This is a genomic window from Micromonospora palythoicola (assembly GCF_036689795.1).
Taxonomy (GTDB): domain Bacteria; phylum Actinomycetota; class Actinomycetes; order Mycobacteriales; family Micromonosporaceae; genus Micromonospora; species Micromonospora palythoicola.
The window spans coordinates 49,267-65,431 of record NZ_JBAGKI010000016.1 but is presented as its reverse complement, the minus strand read 5'-3'; the positions used below and the strand labels follow the sequence as shown (position 1 = coordinate 65,431).

Sequence of the window (16,165 nt, the reverse complement as noted above, 5' to 3'; positions counted from 1 at the left end):
GTGGGTCTGGGGCGGCGTAACCCGCGGAGGGATCAAGCCTGACCGCCCGGAGCGGGTTGCGCCGCCCCAGACCCACCACCTACCTCACACTTCCTCGACCGAGCTCGGCTCGCGCCGGGACAGGTCGATACCCAGTTCCTCCGCGGCCCGGAACACCTCGTCGTCGGTCTCGCGCATCTCCAGGGCCACACCGTCGCTGGACAGCACCTCGACGTTGAGGCACAGCGACTGCAGCTCCTTGAGCAGCACCTTGAACGACTCCGGGATGCCCGGCTCCGGGATGTTCTCGCCCTTGACGATGGCCTCGTAGACCTTCACCCGGCCGAGGACATCGTCGGACTTGATCGTCAACAGCTCCTGCAGGGCGTACGCGGCACCGTAGGCCTGCATCGCCCAGCACTCCATCTCACCGAAGCGCTGACCACCGAACTGCGCCTTACCACCCAGCGGCTGCTGCGTGATCATCGAGTACGGGCCGGTCGACCGAGCGTGAATCTTGTCGTCGACCAGGTGGTTGAGCTTCAGGATGTAGATGTAGCCGACGGCGATCGGGTCGGGCAGCGGCTCACCGGAGCGACCGTCGAACAGCTGCGCCTTGCCGGAGGAACCGATCAGCTGCCGACCGTCCCGGTTGGGCAGGGTCGAGGCGAGCAGACCGGAGATCTCCTCCTCGCGGGCACCGTCGAAGACCGGGGTGGCCACGTTGGTGTCCGGCTCCGAGGAGTCGGCGCCGATGCCCTGGAGCTGTCGCTTCCACTCGGCATCGTCCCCCTCGACCTGCCAGCCCGTCTTGGCCACCCAGCCCAGGTGAGTCTCCAGCACCTGGCCGATGTTCATCCGGCTCGGCACACCCAGCGGGTTGAGCACGATGTCGACCGGGGTGCCGTCCTCCAGGAACGGCATGTCCTCGACCGGAAGGATCTTGGAGATGACGCCCTTGTTGCCGTGCCGGCCGGCGAGCTTGTCACCGTCCTGGATCTTCCGCTTCTGGGCGACGTAGACCCGGACCAGCTCGTTGACGCCCGGCGGCAACTCGTCGCCGTCCTCCCGGGAGAAGGTACGCACGCCGATGACCGTGCCGGTCTCGCCGTGCGGCACCTTCAGGGAGGTGTCCCGGACCTCACGGGCCTTCTCGCCGAAGATCGCCCGAAGCAGCCGCTCCTCCGGGGTCAGCTCGGTCTCGCCCTTGGGCGTGACCTTGCCGACCAGGATGTCGCCGGGGACGACCTCGGCGCCGATCCGGATGATCCCGCGCTCGTCCAGGTCGGCGAGCATCTCCTCGCTGACGTTCGGAATGTCGCGGGTGATCTCCTCCGGGCCGAGCTTGGTGTCCCGCGCGTCGACCTCGTGCTCCTCGATGTGGATCGAGGTGAGCACGTCCTGCTGGACGAGGCGCTGCGACAGGATGATCGCGTCCTCGTAGTTGTGCCCCTCCCAGGTCATGAACGCCACGAGCAGGTTTCGCCCGAGCGCCATCTCGCCCTCGTCGGTGCACGGACCGTCGGCGATGACCTGGCCGGCCTCGACCCGGTCGCCCTCGAAGACGACGGGCTTCTGGTTGACGCAGGAGCCGGCGTTGGAGCGGCGGAACTTGTGCAGCAGGTACGTCCGGCGGTGACCGTCGTCCTGGTGGACGGTGATGTAGTCGGCGCAGAGGTCCTCGACCACGCCACCGACCTCGGCCACGACCACGTCACCGGCGTCGACGGCGGCACGGTACTCCATGCCGGTGCCGACCAGCGGGGACTCGGCCTTGACCAGCGGCACCGCCTGACGCTGCATGTTCGCGCCCATCAGGGCCCGGTTCGCGTCGTCGTGCTCCAGGAACGGAATCATCGCGGTCGCGACCGAGGTCATCTGCCGCGGCGACACGTCCATGTAGTCCACGGCGGCCGGCGGGACGTCCTCGGTCTCGCCGCCCTTACGCCGGACCAGGACGCGGTCCTCGGCGAACGAGCCGTCGGCCCGCAGCGGGGCGTTGGCCTGCGCCTTGACGAACCGGTCCTCCTCGTCCGCGGTCAGGTAGTCGATCTGGTCGGTGACCCGACCGTCGATGACCTTCCGGTACGGCGTCTCGATGAAGCCGAACGGGTTGACCCGGGCGAAGGTGGACAGCGCGCCGATCAGGCCGATGTTCGGGCCTTCCGGCGTCTCGATCGGGCACATCCGGCCGTAGTGGGACGGGTGCACGTCGCGGACCTCGAAGCCGGCCCGCTCCCGGGACAGACCACCGGGGCCGAGCGCGCTCAGCCGTCGCCGGTGGGTCAGGCCCGCCAGCGGGTTGGTCTGGTCCATGAACTGGGACAGCTGCGAGGTGCCGAAGAACTCCCGGATCGCGGCGACGACCGGCCGGATGTTGATCAGGGTCTGCGGCGTGATCGCCTCGACGTCCTGGGTGGTCATCCGCTCCCGGACGACCCGCTCCATCCGGGACAGGCCGACCCGAACCTGGTTCTGGATCAGCTCGCCCACGGTACGCAGCCGCCGGTTGCCGAAGTGGTCGATGTCGTCGGCCTCGTAGCCCTCCTCACCGGCGTGCAGCCGGCAGAGGTACTCCACGGTGGCGACGATGTCGTCCTCGGTCAGCGTGCCGGTGGTGATCGGCACATCCAGCTCGAGCTTCTTGTTGAACTTGTACCGACCGACCTTGGCTACGTCGTACCGCTTCGGGTTGAAGAAGAGGTTGTCGAGCAGGGTCTGGGCGTTCTCGCGGGTCGGCGGCTCGCCAGGGCGCAGCTTGCGGTAGATGTCGAGTAGCGCCTCGTCCTGGCCGGCGATGTGGTCCTTCTCGAGCGTGGTCATCATCAGCTCGGACCAGCCGAACTTCTCACGGATCTGCTCGGCCGACCATCCGATGGCCTTGAGCAGCACCGTGACGGCCTGCCGACGCTTACGGTCGATGCGAACGCCGACCGTGTCGCGCTTGTCGATGTCGAACTCCAGCCAGGCACCCCGGCTCGGGATGACCTTGACGCTGGAGAGGTCGCGGTCGGAGGTCTTGTCCGGCTGCTTGTCGAAGTACACGCCCGGCGAGCGGACGAGCTGGCTGACCACCACACGCTCGGTGCCGTTGATGATGAAGGTGCCCTTCGGCGTCATCATCGGGAAGTCACCCATGAACACCGTCTGGCTCTTGATCTCGCCGGTGGTGTTGTTGGTGAACTCCGCGGTCACGAACAGTGGCGCGCAGTAGGTCAGGTCCTTCTCCTTGCACTCCTCGATCGAGGCCTTGACCTCGTCGAAGCGCGGCGCCGAGAAGGAAAGCGACATAGTGCCGGAAAAGTCCTCAATGGGACTGATCTCGTCGAGGATCTCCGCGAGACCCGAGCGTGCGTGCGGGTCGTCCGCCGACCGGCCCTGCCAAGCCTCGTTGCCGACGAGCCAGTCGAAGGACTCGTTCTGAATGGCGAGGAGGTTGGGGACCTCGAGGTGTTCGGTGATCCGACCGAAGGAAACTCGGCGGGGAGCGAATGCGCTCGACGTACGACTGGTCTTCGCAGGGCGGGAAGCTGCCAAGATGCGTCCTTCCGAGGACCGGTGCTGCAGAACGGCTGGTACGCGTGCACTCCAATGACCCCACCAGAAAATATCCACAAACGGACATTTCCGAGCAGGGGTCAAGTCGGAAGGCAGCGCAAACTAGCAGTGTAGCCGAGAGGCTAACCGCTGTCCAGCCCACCCCGCAGGTTGTCGCGGAACGTGCCTCGGGACCCCTCGAACGGGTCGAACCGGGCCGCTCGGAACGCAACGTCCCTGCCGGGCCGCTCGGATGTGCGTGGCGAGTGGAGCTGCCGCTGCATTACCCGCGCGGTGGCCGTCGCAAGCGCGGAAGGTCTTGCAGATGTCAGCGTGCCTGGCAGTCCAGGGCCGCGTCAAGGGCCCCGGTCGGCATCGGCCCTCTTTCCCACCCACGGGAGAGCCCGCCGGCTCCGGTCGACGCGCCGCGAACCTGGCTCGAGACCCTGCTCATGCCGGGTGCGCCGGCCCACGAACACGGCGGGCGGCGATCCACTGTCGGATCGCCGCCCGCCGCGACGTGCGGTGCCCGGTTCACGCGAGCCGGGACGGCCAGGTTGGGACTCAGGTCACTTGAGGGTGACCTTGGCGCCCTCACCCTCGAGCTTGGCCTTGGCCTTGTCCGCGGTCTCCTTGTTGACCTTCTCCAGGACCGGCTTCGGAGCGGCCTCGACCAGGTCCTTGGCCTCCTTGAGGCCCAGGCCGGTCAGCTCACGCACGACCTTGATGACCTGGATCTTCTTGCCGCCGTCGGCGTCGAGGATGACGTCGAACTCGTCCTTCTCCGGCTCGGCCTCGGCAGCGGCGCCACCGGTGGCCGGACCCGCCATCATCATCGCGGCCGGGGCGGCGGCGGTGACCTCGAAGGTCTCCTCGAACTGCTTCACGAACTCGGAGAGCTCGATCAGCGTCATCTCCTTGAACGCGTCGAGCAGCTCGTCGGTGCTGAGCTTCGCCATGTCTGGCGTCCTTTCCTAATGGTTCAAACTAAGAACGTGGTGCGTCGGCGCGGCCTCAGGCCGCCTCGGCGCCTTCCTTCTCGCGCTTGTCCTGCAGGGCGGCCGCCAGGCGGGCGGTCTTCGACAGCGGGGCCTGGAACAGGGCCGCGGCCTTGCTCAGGTTGCCCTTCATCGCGCCGGCCAGCTTGGCCAGCAGCACCTCGCGGGACTCCAGGTCGGCGAGCTTCGTGACCTCGGCCGCGGAAATGGCCTTGCCCTCGAAGACACCGCCCTTGATGACGAGCTTCGGGTTGGCCTTCGCGAAGTCGCGAAGGCCCTTCGCCGCCTCGACGACGTCGCCCGAAACGAAAGTCAGCGCGGTAGGACCGGTGAACAGCTCGTCAAGGCCGGAGATGCCCGCGTCCGCCGCGGCACGCTTCGCCAGCGTGTTCTTGGCGACCGTGTAGCTGGTCTCCTTGCCGAGTGAGCGCCGCAGCTGGGTGAGCTGGGAAACCGTCAGACCGCGGTACTCGGTCAGCACGGTGGCACCCGCGCTGCGGAAGCTCTCGGTCAGCTCTGCGACGGCCGTGGCCTTGTCGGCCCGGATCGGCTTGTCCGCCATGTCCCTCCTCTCTCGTTGCTCGAGGCTGGTCACCGTCGCAGGCGAGCGCCTGTGACGGAGCGGAGGTGTCGCGGCAACAGAAAAGCCCCGGCGCAGGGCGCACGGGGCGAAGACGGCCGGAATCACCTGGTCGGCGGACCACATGACGCTGCCGATGTCGCTTGCCGCCCTACGCGGGTCGCCCGTCGTCGCGGGACCTTCGACCGTGCCCGGGGCACGGTGACCAGCGGTCTCTGGGTGGAACTTCGCGACCAAGGCTACGCGACACCCGCGCTGACCACCAAATCGCCCCCAGGACCGGCCCGGCGGCGGCAACGGCCGTCACCCGGCCGACGGTCCGATCGGCCCGTGGGTCCAGGTCGCTGGCTGGCTGCGGTCGCGCCACCCTCGTCCCTCTCGAGCGGCGAGCACGAGCACGTGCTAGGCGCGCCGGGTGCGGGCCCGGGCGTAGCCGGTCAACGCCACCGCCGCCCAGGCCAGCGCCCACACGGTCAGCAGCAACGCCGTCGACCCGGGCAACGGGCCGACCAACGCCCTGGCGGTGGGTAGCAGCGGTGGCGCCAGCCACGGCGCGACCGACCCCGAGAGACCGAGCACCAGTACGCCGACCGTACCGACAGTGAGCACCGTCACACCGTAGCCGGCGCTTCGGGTGACCACCCGACTGGCCAGCGCGCCGAGCGCCACAGCCGCCGGCAGGGCGAGCAGGTGTGCCCAGAGACCGAGCGTCACGCCTGTGGAAACCGACCGGTCACCGGGCAGGCTGGGCGCGGCGACCCCGCCGACCAGCCAGGGAAAGACCAGGGCGACCGCCACCAGACCAAGGCCAGCCACCACCGCGGCGACTAGCCCGGCCACCTGCTCCCGGGCCGGACCGACCGCCACCAGAGCCAGCCGACGCTGCACGTCCGGCTCCACGTCCAGCAGGATCTTGGTCTGCCAGGCCAGCACCGGGAAGAGCACCACGGCCGACACGCCGTACGCCTCCGCCGGCTGGGCCCGACCGCCGCCGTACAGGATGCCGAGGGTGAGCAGGCCGGCGAGGACCGGCGCCAACGCCCGTCCGGTACGCAGGAAGCCGGCGAGCCGGAAGCGCACCAACGCGGTCACCGGGCCACCTCGGACGATGGTCCCGTTGCCGGTCCGGTGGCCTCGGGCGGTGCGCTCTGGCCGCGTACCCGCAGGACGTGGTGGCCCTCGGCGCGCAGGCGGGCGACGGTGGCCGGTAGCTGTCCCACCGGAACCTCCAGCTCGACCACCGCGACCGCCGCCTCGCCCGACGGTGGCCGCTCGACCACCGCACCGTCGACCACCAACCACTCCCGGGCGCCGGGCAGCCGAACCGTCTCCCCTCGGTGATCGCTGACCAGCACCGACCCGCCGTCGGCCAGCACCTCGTCGACCAGTTGCGGAACCAGCTCACGCGCTGCGGCGTCCAGGCCCTCCCAGGGCTCGTCGAGGACGAGCAGGCCGGGCGGACGCAGCACGGCCTGGGCCAGGCCGACCTTCTGGGCGGTGCCCTTCGACAGCTGAGCCAGCCGGACCGTGCGGAACGGGCCGAGGCCGAGTCGGTCGACCCAGCGTCGCACCGTACGCTCCGTCGCGGCCGGGGACAGGCCGGCGATCCGGGCCATCGCGGCGAGATAGCCGTCGACCGTGAACGGCTGCTCGGCCGGGAAGCGCTCCGGTACCCAGCCCACGACCGCCGGCCGGTCGAGCACCCGCCCCCGGGACGGCCGCAGGACTCCGGCGGCGAGCTGGAGCAGCGTCGACTTGCCAGCCCCGTTGCGGCCCCCCACCACCACCGCCTCGCCCGCCGCCACGCGCACCGTCACCTGCCGCAGCACCCACGGACCGCGCCGGTGATACCGCAGCCCGACGTCCTCCAGCCACATGCCGCGAGCCTGCCACACCGGACAGACGAACGCGGCCCCGCCAGGAGTGGCGGGGCCGTGTCGATGCGTCGTGCTCAGCTGTCGGCCGAGCCCTCCTGCAGGTTCTTCACCACGTTCGGGTCGACCGGTACGCCCGGTCCCATGGTGGTGGTGAGGGTGACCTTCTTGAGGTACTTGCCCTTCGCGGCCGACGGCTTGGCCCGCAGCACCTCGTCGAGGACGGCCGCGTAGTTGTCGACCAGCTGGGCCTCGGAGAACGAGGCCTTACCGATGATCAGGTGCAGGTTCGAGTGCTTGTCCACCCGGAAGGTGATCTTCCCGCCCTTGATGTCCGAGACGGCCTTGGTGACGTCCATGGTCACCGTGCCGGTCTTCGGGTTCGGCATCAGACCGCGCGGGCCCAGGATCCGCGCGATCCGGCCGATCTTGGCCATCTGGTCGGGCGTGGCGATCGCCGCGTCGAAGTCCAGCCAGCCGCCCTGGATCCGGGCGACCAGCTCGTCGGTGCCCACCTCGTCGGCTCCGGCGGCGACGGCCTCCTCGGCCTTCGCGCCGGCCGCGAAGACGATCACGCGGGCGGTCTTACCGGTGCCGTGCGGCAGGTTGACCGTGCCCCGGACCATCTGGTCCGCCTTGCGGGGATCGACGCCGAGGCGCATCGCGACCTCGACCGTGGCGTCGAACTTGACGGCGGTGGTTTCCTTGGCCAGCTTGACGGCCTCGACGGGGGTGTAGAGCTTGGACCGGTCGATGACCTCGGCGGCCTTGCGGTAGCTCTTGCTGCGCTGCATCTGCTGTCTACTCCTGTGGTCTCTGGCGGGCCGCGATGCTCGCGTGCCCTCCCACGATCCGTACGGTTCGGTGGTGGCCGACGTCAGTCGGTGACGTTCAGGCCCATCGACCGGGCGGTGCCGGCGATGATCTTCTCAGCCTGGTCGAGGTCGTTGGCGTTGAGGTCGGCCATCTTCTTCTCGGCGATCTCCCGCAGCTGGGCACGGGTCACCGAACCGACCTTCTGCGTGTGCGGGACGCCCGAGCCCTTCTGCACACCGGCGGCCTTGATCAGCAGCCGGGCGGCGGGCGGGGTCTTCAGCACGAAGGTGAAGGACCGGTCCTCGTACACGCTGATCTCGGCGGGGACGATGTCGCCCCGCTGCGACTCGGTCTGCGCGTTGTACGACTTGCAGAACTCCATGATGTTCACACCGTGCTGGCCGAGCGCGGGACCGACCGGCGGCGCCGGAGTGGCCTGGCCCGCCGGCAGCTGAAGCGTGAACGTCTTGACGAGCTTCTTCTTCGGAGGCATGTCTCTTCCTGGGGCTTGGAACTGGGAAAGGTTCACACGACACCGCCGTCGGTGCGCGCACGGTCAGCGCGCATGCGACGGCGGCGACGTTCTAGGGTAGCGCAGACCTGGATCCCGGCAGCCACGGAGGTGCGCCAGCCGGGTGAACCGGACGAACGACTGCCGGCGGCGGTCGCCCGCCGCCGGCGGTCGACGAATCAGATCTTGGCGACCTGGTTGAAGTTCAGCTCCACCGGCGTCTCCCGGCCGAAGATCGACACCAGCACCTTGAGCTTCTGCTGGTCGGCGTTGATCTCGCTGATCGTGGCCGGTAGGGAGGCGAAGGCGCCGTCGGTGACCGTGACCGAGTCACCGACCTCGAAGTCGAGGACCTTGACCTCCGGCTTGGCCTTCTTCTGCTCGGTCTCGACGGCCGGTGCCAGCCACTTGAGCACCTCGTCGAGGCTGAGCGGTGCCGGCCGGTCGGCCCGGTCCGTGGCGCCGACGAAACCGGTGACGCCGGGGGTGTTCCGCACGCAGGAGTACGACTCGGCGGTCAACTCCATCCGCACGAGGATGTAGCCGGGGAAGACCTTGGCCTGCACCTGGGAGCGCTTGCCGTTCTTGACCTCGACCTCTTCCCGGGTCGGCACCTCGACCTGGTAGATGTAGTCCTCCATGTCGAGGGACGTGATCCGGGTCTCGAGGTTGGTCTTGACCTTGTTCTCGTAACCGGCGTATGAGTGCACCACGTACCAGTCACCCGGTGCGTAGCGCAGCTTCTGCCGCAGCTCCGCGACCGGGTCGAAGTCCTCCTCGGGAGCGGGCTCGGTCATGGCGAACTCCGGCTCGTTGGCGGCCTCGACCGACTCGTCACCAGCCGCCGTCGCCACCGTGGACTGCTCGTCCGTGGTCTCGGCGGTCTCGTCGTACTCAGGCACGCTTGCTCACTTCCGTCACTATCGCACGTTCAGCCGGTCAGCTGGGGTTGCCGAAGACCCACAACACGCCCTTGGCGAAGCCGTAGTCCAGGACAGCCACGATCGTCAGCATCACCGTGACGAACGCGATCACCACTGCCGTGTAGGTCAGCAGTTCCTTGCGGGTCGGCCAGATGACCTTACGCAGTTCGGCCACGACCTCGCGGATGAAACGCGCGATGCGACCGAACAGGCCCACCTTGTCGGCGTCGGTACGCGTCTTACGGCCGTCGGCGGAATCCGCCCGCGCCCGCGAACGGGTGGCGGTGCCGCCTCGCGAAACCGGCTCGTCCGCGTCGGTGGCGTCATCCTCGGCGCTGTCGTTGACGACCTCGTCGTTCAGGCGCTCGTCGTCGGCGTCCTCGCCGCGCCGCTTGTTGTCGGCCACTTCGCCCTCCGTCGCGGGATGTCGGTGTCGCACGCGGGGCGCGTGCGCGGCGCTTGGTCACGCCGGCCGGACCAACCGTCCCGGGACGGGCCGCGGCCGGCGGATCAACCGGAAGGGCCCGATGCCTCGGAACCTCCCCGCCGATGCCACCACCACGGGCCGGACGCCACCAGAAGGCGGCGCGACCCACGGAACGGTCAGGCCTGAGGCGCAGGGGTGACAGGACTTGAACCTGCAGCCTGCGGTTTTGGAGACCGCTGCTCTGCCAATTGAGCTACACCCCTGTGCGGCAACGCTCGCCCCACCCGGCCACACGACCAGGCAGGGGTCACTTGCCCCACGGCGGACCAGTGTACGGGTACCGACCCGACTTTCCCAACCGGTCTACCCGACGCGCCGCCCGGTGCCGGTCAGCCGGCCCTGCGCACGGTGGCCCGCGCCTGCGAGAGCACCTTCTCACCGAGGCAGGTGGCGGTCACGTCCAGCCTGGTCAGACCCGCGTCGGTCACCTCACGGACGACCGCGGTCACCACGATCTCGGTGCCGGCGTCGTCGTCGGGGACCACCACCGGGCGGGTGAACCGCACGCCGAAGTCGACCACCGCGTCGGGCGAGCCGGCCCAGGCGGTGACCGCCCGGCCGACGAGCGCCATGGTGAACATGCCGTGGGCGATCACACCGGGCAGCCCCACCTTGGTGGCGAACCGGTCGCTCCAGTGGATCGGGTTGAAGTCGCCCGAGGCACCGGCGTATCGGACCAGGTCCGCCCGGGTCACCCGGAACGTCTGGGTAGGCAGTTCCATGTCAGGCCTCCCCGCGTACGACGAGCTTGGACCAGACCGCGACCACCGGCTCCCCGGCGGTGGTGCTGACGTCGGTCCGGGTGGTCAGGAACTCGTGGCCACCCCGGCTGGTGATGTCCTCGACCGTGTTGACACAGACCAGCTCGTCGCCGGCCACCACCGGCCGGGTGTACGCGAACCGCTGGTCACCGTGGACCACCCGGCTGTAGTCGATGCCGAGCGCGGGGTCCTCGATCAGCTGACGACTGGCGGCCATGGTGATCACCACCGGGAACGTCGGCGGCGCGACCACGTCCGGGTGGCCCAGCGCGCGGGCGGCCTGCGGATCGTGGTGGGCGGGATCGGTGGCGCCGATCGCCGTCGCGAACTCGCGGATCTTCTCTCGGCCCACCTGATAGGGGGCGGTCGGCGGATAGGTCCGACCGACGAAGGACTGGTCCAGGGGCATGCCGCGAACCTACACGCAGAGCACGATCGCCGATCCGAGCGGTCGACGTCGGCTCAAGCCGCGCCGTCCGTACGAACCGGCGATCATGACGGGTGCTGATCCGGGCCGATCGGCCCGGACGGGTTCAGCGCGTCTCGCGGTGCAGGGTGTGCCGCCCGTCCCGGGGGCAGAACTTCTTCAGCTCGATGCGGTCCGGGTCGTTACGGCGGTTCTTGCGCGTGATGTAGTTGCGCTCCTTGCACTCCACACACGCCAAAGTGATCTTCGGCCGGACATCGGTCGCCTTCGCCACGGCGGAGTGCCTTCCTCGATAACGGATACAACTACGGCGCTAAAGCGTACGCGCCACCTGGGCGGACACGCAAAGCGGGCGCCTGTGGCGCCCGTCCCACCGACCACCGGAAATGTCCGGGGCGGACGAGAGTAGCGGTGGCCGGACTTGAACCGGCGACACAGCGATTATGAGCCGCTTGCTCTGCCATCTGAGCTACACCGCCGCGGTGGGCCCAGCCGGACCCTCTGAGCCCCCTTACGGAATCGAACCGTAGACCTTCTCCTTACCATGGAGACGCTCTGCCGACTGAGCTAAGGGGGCCTGCGCGATCACTCGGTGCTCGCGCAGAGGTAAGAGTACACGGCCCGGTCGTGCTGGTGAAATCGGATCCCCAGGGACGCCGTACGCCCAGCTCAGGGCACCACGCGCAGCCTCGGAAGCTCGCTGCTGGAGATCGACTCCGGGTCGATCTGGGCACCGAACCATGCCTCCATGCGTTCGAACGACAACGGGCGGCTGAACAGGAACCCCTGGCCGACCTCGCAGCCGATGTCCTGGAGCAACTCCAGGGTCAGCTCGCTCTCCACACCCTCGGCCACCACGGTGAGACCGAACTGCTGGGAGAGGGTGACCACGGCGTTGACGATCGCCAGGTCCCCCGGGTCGGTGGCCATGCCCTGCACGAAGGAGTGGTCGACCTTCACCTCGTGCACCGGCAGGCGACGCAGGTGGGCCAGCGAGGAGCTGCCGGTGCCGAAGTCGTCCACCGAGAGCCGTACCCCGAGATCACGCAGGCGACGCAGGGTCGGGATCGGACGCTCCGTGCCGTCCAGCACGCCGGCTTCCGGGATCTCCAGGGTCAGCAGCTGCGCCGGCACCCCGTACTCCTCGAGCAGTTCCCGGACCTGCTCCGGGAAGTGCTGGTCGAGAAGCGTACGCGCGGAGAGGTTGACCGCGACGGCGAGCGACTGGCCGCCGTGCGCCCAGTCCCGGCTGTGCCGCAGCCCTTCCCGGAGCACGAACTCGGTGAGCCGGCCGAGCTGACCGGTGTGCTCGGCCACGGCGACGAAGTCCGCCGGGGAGACCGAGCCGTGCGTCGGATGCTCCCACCGGGCCAGGCACTCGACCCCGAGGAGCCGGCGGTCCCGCAGCGTCACCTTGGGCTGGTAGTAGACCTCCAGCTCGCCGTTGTCGAGGGCGTGGCGCAGATCCCCGGCGAGCCCGAGCCGGTGCAGCGACCGCGACTCCAACGCCGGCGTGTACAGCTGCACGCTGCCCGGAACCACCTTGGCCGCCGTCGCGGCCACGTCCACCCGTTGCAGCAGGGTCGCCGGCGCGTCGCCATGATCCGGGTGTACGACAACCCCGACCGCGGTGTCCACGTCCAGCGTGAGCGAGTCGAAGACCATCTCGTCGCGGATCTGTTCCCGCAGCTGGCCGGCGAGCTCGACCGCCGCCTCGGCACTCTCCAGCCGCAACGTCACCAGGAACTCGTCGCCACCGGCCCGCCCGACCAGCGCCGCCGACGGCACACAGCCGCGTAGCCGATCGGCCACCTCGATGAGGACCTTGTCCCCCGCCGCGTGACCGAGGGACTCGTTGACCTGGCGCAACCGGTCCACGTCGAAGAGCAGCAGCGCGACCACCTCGCCGGGCGCCCGGATCCGGACCGCCTCGGCCAGCGCGGCCAGGATCCGGCGGCGGTTGGGCAGCTTCGTCAGCGCATCGTGGTACGCGTCGTGTCGCAACCGGTCGACCAGGCGGGAATTCTCCAGCGCGACGGCGGCGTGCGCAGCGACCGTCTCGAAGACGGTGACGTCCGCGGTGCGGAAGAAGTTGATGTCGCCGAGCCGGTTGGCCACCTCCAGGGTGCCGATCACCGCCTTGCCCGACCGCAGCGGTACCACGATCACGTCCTTGGCCGTGGCCTGCCCCGCGATCTCCCGTAGCTGCGGGTCGACCCCGAGCCGGATGCCCGTCGCCACCGTCTCCTGGCGGGACACCGCGGCCTTACGCAGTTCCGCGGGGATGAGCGCGGAATCCAGCAGCCCCGGCTTGCCCTCCTGGGCGGTCAGCAGAACCTCGGGATGACGGCCCTGCGCAGGGAGCCAGAGGGTGGCGTACTCCGCCTGCATGAGGCTGCGGATCCGGAACAGCAGCGCGTCGATGAGATTGCCGTCCGGCCCACTCTCGGTGATGGCGTTGGTGAGCTCGTACATCTCGGCGAGCGTGCGGTGCTGCCGGAGAAACTGCGAGTAGGAGCTGTAGACCATGGCGAACGCCAGGGCCAGCCCGGCGAAGAGAAGGACCGCCCACGGACTGGCCTCCAGATCAGAAGGCCGATGGAGAGGTTGATCGCCACCGCGAGCAACATCGGTGGGATGGCCCGCACCAGCTCCCTGCCGGCCTGCCAGCCCTGAACCACCGAGATCACCGCGACCACGCTCGCGAAACCGACCAGCGCGTGGGTGCCGATCGCCGCGAGCAGGACCCCCCAGGTGCCCGGCCCGACGTCGTCCGACCCCGGCAGAACCGCGTACACCGCCGTGGCCAGAGAGGTGACGGCCGCCGCCAACGCCACGTTGAACCAGAACTTCGCTGGCAGGAGCTTGCGCCGCACCTGCACCACGACGGTGGCGACCGTGTACGCCAGCACCACCGACAGCGGCGGAAGGAGGTAGAGGGCGACCACCAAGGGAATCTCGGTGGGCGTCAGGGTGAGCGCCTGCCGGCGTACCACGACGTTGATCGTTGGCAACGCGGCGGCCACCATCGCCACGGTGAGCAGCAGCGTCATCGGCCACTCACCCAGCGCCGGATCGGCGGTCAGCCCGAGCAGCAGCGAGACGACGACGGCGCAGAGCGCCAGCGGCCCGGTGATGAACCAGGCGTGCTCCGTCTGGCGACGGCTAGGACGAGGGCGAGACATCGGGGCCCCCTCGCGACCTAGATTCAGCGGATGCCGGACAGCCCGTCAGGGGAGCGTCGGCATCGTCCACTCGATTCCGCTCGTGCGGAACTCGAGCTCGGTGACGGCGCCCGCTGCGACCACCAGACTGGAGATCAGCAAGAGTGAGCCGAACAGTCGGCCCAATCGTTGAGCAGACATAGTTGCTCCTGGTGGGGTGATGGGTACGTGTTGAGGGCTCCCCGATGGTGCCACAGCCAGTCGGTCGCTGGAAAGTTGACATAATCAGAGTCCGTCCGGTTGTCGCCGCGCTCGGCACGTCCGTACCAACCGGTCCTGCGTCCGGGCAGGTCAGAGACGACAGGTCCGCAGCGCCACAGGAAGAAGAGGCCAACTGCCCACTCGCCCCCTTAGGCGGACGAAGCGGATCTTGCGGACAAGCAACCGATCCCGTCGAGCACTGTAGATACTCGGTCCAACCGGACGGTACGTCGCGAGCCCTCGGCCACCGTCACCACCCGAACCACCCTGCCGGCCCTCGATGAGCCGGCCACCGCAGGCCTCCCCTAGGGCTGCTGCCAGAGTAGGCGGAATACGCCAACGCAGCTACCCATGTAAATGTCTTGCCGGTCACTCGACGCCGCGGCCCAGGCTCACGGGCTCAGGATTCCCACCGCGGCCGAACCGCGGCCGGCGGCCGCACCCACCTACCCGCCCTCTGCCTCGACCGGCACGGTCCGGGCCCCAGTCGTCACCAGCCGTTCCGCGGCGGACCTCACCGCATCCGGGAGACAGCAAGGCCCCTGACCGGCATCAGCTGGTCAGGGGCTCATCTGTGCACCTGGTGCCGGGTAGAGGATTCGAACCTCTGTAGCTTTCGCGGTGCGCGCACGTCGTAGCCAGCATGAGTGAGCCGGCCCGGCCGAAACGGATTTACAGGGCGTCCGTGATCTTGGCGGACACAGACGGTGTGAGCTGCGGCTTCTTCCCGCCCTGTCCGCCCGCTGACACTCGACTGCCCACCATGCGCCCACGCCACAGACACCGGCTGGTCAGTCGTCCGCTGGCGTCGGCCACACGTCCCGCGAGTCGTTGAAGGCTTTGCCCGGTTCCGGGTCGACCGTCATCGCCTTCGCCCAGCGTCGCACCCCGGACGGCCACCCTGGCACCGACCGCCGTAGCCACCTCGCCGGAGACACGAGAGCAACGAGTGCAGCCAGGCACAAGCCCGGCAGCACCAGGACCAGCAGCACGAAGAGATAGAACGCCGCTTCCAGCACTCATCCATCCTCGCCCATCGCATGAGGATTCATCCGAGGGCGTCTCCGATCTTGTCGTTCATGGTGTCGTCGCCGCCGTCGATGCAGTTGGCGTAGACGCGGAGCAGGACGGCTACGCCGTGGCCCAGGCGGCGGGCCGCCTCGGTCGGTGGGAGGCCAGCATCAGGGCACCGTACTTCGTGCGGTGCGGGGCAGTGAGCCCGGCAGGCGGCAAGTCAGCCCGGTCGCACGCGGCGCCGAGGCGGTCAGCCACCGACGGCCGCCGGACAGCCACCCCCCTTGACAGAGAGCCCAACAGGCCGCACCGCTCCAAGCGGTACGGAAACTGACCAACTCGGCCTAGCAGCCCGCTCAGTGCCTCCGTCTGCCGCGCCAGTCCACACCCCGGACTGGCTTACTCCCCGGCTCGTCTTCCGCAGCCACAGACCGCATCAGCCGCCCAGACAGCGCCGCGCGCAAGCCCAGCGCCGAAGTAAGGAACGGCCTTAATCAATCCGCCCACGATATGCCCACAACGAGTCGCAACAGGCTGGACTCAGCCGGCCGAGCGAGGTCAACGAGCGCGGCCCCCGACCGGCATCTCTGCTGGTCAGGGGCCGTAGTCGCACCTGGTGGCGGGTAGAGGATTCGAACCTCTGTAGCTTTCGCGACGGATTTACAGTCCGCTCCCATTGGCCGCTCGGGCAACCCGCCATGGCGTACCTCCGCACCGTGGCGCGGCGGCGGAAGCAAGGATAGCGGCTCCACCCGCTGCCGCCGCAACCGGGTACCGTCAGGGGTCGTACCCCTGGGCAACCAGGGCCAAAGGATCACAAACCAGCCGGACAG

The 16,165-nt window shown here is 69.0% G+C and carries 13 protein-coding genes, 4 tRNA genes and 1 pseudogene; all 18 read right to left on the bottom strand.

Annotated elements, in window-relative coordinates; genetic code table 11:
- Nucleotides 1-84 precede the first annotated feature (84 nt).
- Nucleotides 85-3,516: a DNA-directed RNA polymerase subunit beta gene (gene rpoB / locus V5O40_RS10025; RefSeq protein ID WP_204000258.1), complete on the bottom strand. Its 3,432-nt coding sequence runs from the start codon at nucleotides 3,514-3,516 to the stop codon at nucleotides 85-87.
- A gap of 569 nt (nucleotides 3,517-4,085) precedes the next feature.
- Nucleotides 4,086-4,475 (bottom strand): 50S ribosomal protein L7/L12, encoded by a 390-nt coding sequence (gene rplL, locus V5O40_RS10020; RefSeq protein ID WP_210829560.1) that lies wholly within the window; start codon nucleotides 4,473-4,475, stop codon nucleotides 4,086-4,088.
- 55 nt (nucleotides 4,476-4,530) lie between these two features.
- Complete coding sequence (gene rplJ, locus V5O40_RS10015; RefSeq protein WP_013735964.1) at nucleotides 4,531-5,076, bottom strand: 50S ribosomal protein L10; 546 nt, start codon at nucleotides 5,074-5,076, stop codon at nucleotides 4,531-4,533.
- A gap of 420 nt (nucleotides 5,077-5,496) precedes the next feature.
- Nucleotides 5,497-6,186: a hypothetical protein gene (locus tag V5O40_RS10010; protein WP_332905210.1), complete on the bottom strand. Its 690-nt coding sequence runs from the start codon at nucleotides 6,184-6,186 to the stop codon at nucleotides 5,497-5,499.
- Nucleotides 6,183-6,971: an ABC transporter ATP-binding protein gene (locus tag V5O40_RS10005; protein ID WP_332905209.1), complete on the bottom strand. Its 789-nt coding sequence runs from the start codon at nucleotides 6,969-6,971 to the stop codon at nucleotides 6,183-6,185. The genes V5O40_RS10010 and V5O40_RS10005 overlap by 4 nt, the downstream gene beginning before the upstream one ends.
- A 74-nt stretch (nucleotides 6,972-7,045) precedes the next feature.
- Nucleotides 7,046-7,762 carry a 50S ribosomal protein L1 gene (gene rplA / locus V5O40_RS10000; protein WP_164448403.1) on the bottom strand — a complete coding sequence of 239 codons (717 nt, stop codon included), beginning with the start codon at nucleotides 7,760-7,762 and terminating at the stop codon, nucleotides 7,046-7,048.
- Between the two features lie 83 nt (nucleotides 7,763-7,845).
- A complete protein-coding gene (gene rplK, locus V5O40_RS09995; protein WP_093403591.1) occupies nucleotides 7,846-8,277 on the bottom strand; it encodes a 50S ribosomal protein L11 in 432 nt (143 codons plus the stop codon).
- Nucleotides 8,278-8,474: 197 nt separating this feature from the next.
- Nucleotides 8,475-9,197, bottom strand: coding sequence for a transcription termination/antitermination protein NusG (gene nusG / locus V5O40_RS09990; RefSeq protein WP_332905208.1), 723 nt, complete (start codon nucleotides 9,195-9,197; stop codon nucleotides 8,475-8,477).
- Nucleotides 9,198-9,234: 37 nt separating this feature from the next.
- Nucleotides 9,235-9,624 (bottom strand): preprotein translocase subunit SecE, encoded by a 390-nt coding sequence (secE, locus tag V5O40_RS09985; RefSeq protein WP_164448405.1) that lies wholly within the window; start codon nucleotides 9,622-9,624, stop codon nucleotides 9,235-9,237.
- A 211-nt stretch (nucleotides 9,625-9,835) separates the two neighbouring features.
- A tRNA-Trp gene (locus V5O40_RS09980) sits at nucleotides 9,836-9,908 on the bottom strand.
- 126 nt (nucleotides 9,909-10,034) lie between these two features.
- Nucleotides 10,035-10,427, bottom strand: a complete 393-nt coding sequence (locus V5O40_RS09975) for a MaoC family dehydratase (protein ID WP_332905207.1) — start codon at nucleotides 10,425-10,427, stop codon at nucleotides 10,035-10,037.
- Nucleotide 10,428: 1 nt separating this feature from the next.
- Nucleotides 10,429-10,875, bottom strand: coding sequence for a MaoC family dehydratase N-terminal domain-containing protein (locus tag V5O40_RS09970; RefSeq protein WP_269738319.1), 447 nt, complete (start codon nucleotides 10,873-10,875; stop codon nucleotides 10,429-10,431).
- A gap of 124 nt (nucleotides 10,876-10,999) precedes the next feature.
- Nucleotides 11,000-11,167, bottom strand: coding sequence for a 50S ribosomal protein L33 (gene rpmG, locus V5O40_RS09965; protein WP_093403583.1), 168 nt, complete (start codon nucleotides 11,165-11,167; stop codon nucleotides 11,000-11,002).
- A 132-nt stretch (nucleotides 11,168-11,299) separates the two neighbouring features.
- Nucleotides 11,300-11,372: transfer RNA gene (locus V5O40_RS09960), tRNA-Met, on the bottom strand.
- 25 nt (nucleotides 11,373-11,397) lie between these two features.
- Nucleotides 11,398-11,470, bottom strand: a tRNA-Thr gene (locus V5O40_RS09955).
- A gap of 92 nt (nucleotides 11,471-11,562) precedes the next feature.
- Nucleotides 11,563-14,078, bottom strand: a pseudogene (locus V5O40_RS09950) (putative bifunctional diguanylate cyclase/phosphodiesterase).
- 1,031 nt (nucleotides 14,079-15,109) lie between these two features.
- Complete coding sequence (locus tag V5O40_RS09945; RefSeq protein ID WP_332905206.1) at nucleotides 15,110-15,337, bottom strand: hypothetical protein; 228 nt, start codon at nucleotides 15,335-15,337, stop codon at nucleotides 15,110-15,112.
- A 609-nt stretch (nucleotides 15,338-15,946) separates the two neighbouring features.
- Nucleotides 15,947-16,030 (bottom strand) — tRNA-Tyr (locus tag V5O40_RS09940).
- Nucleotides 16,031-16,165: the final 135 nt, after the last annotated feature.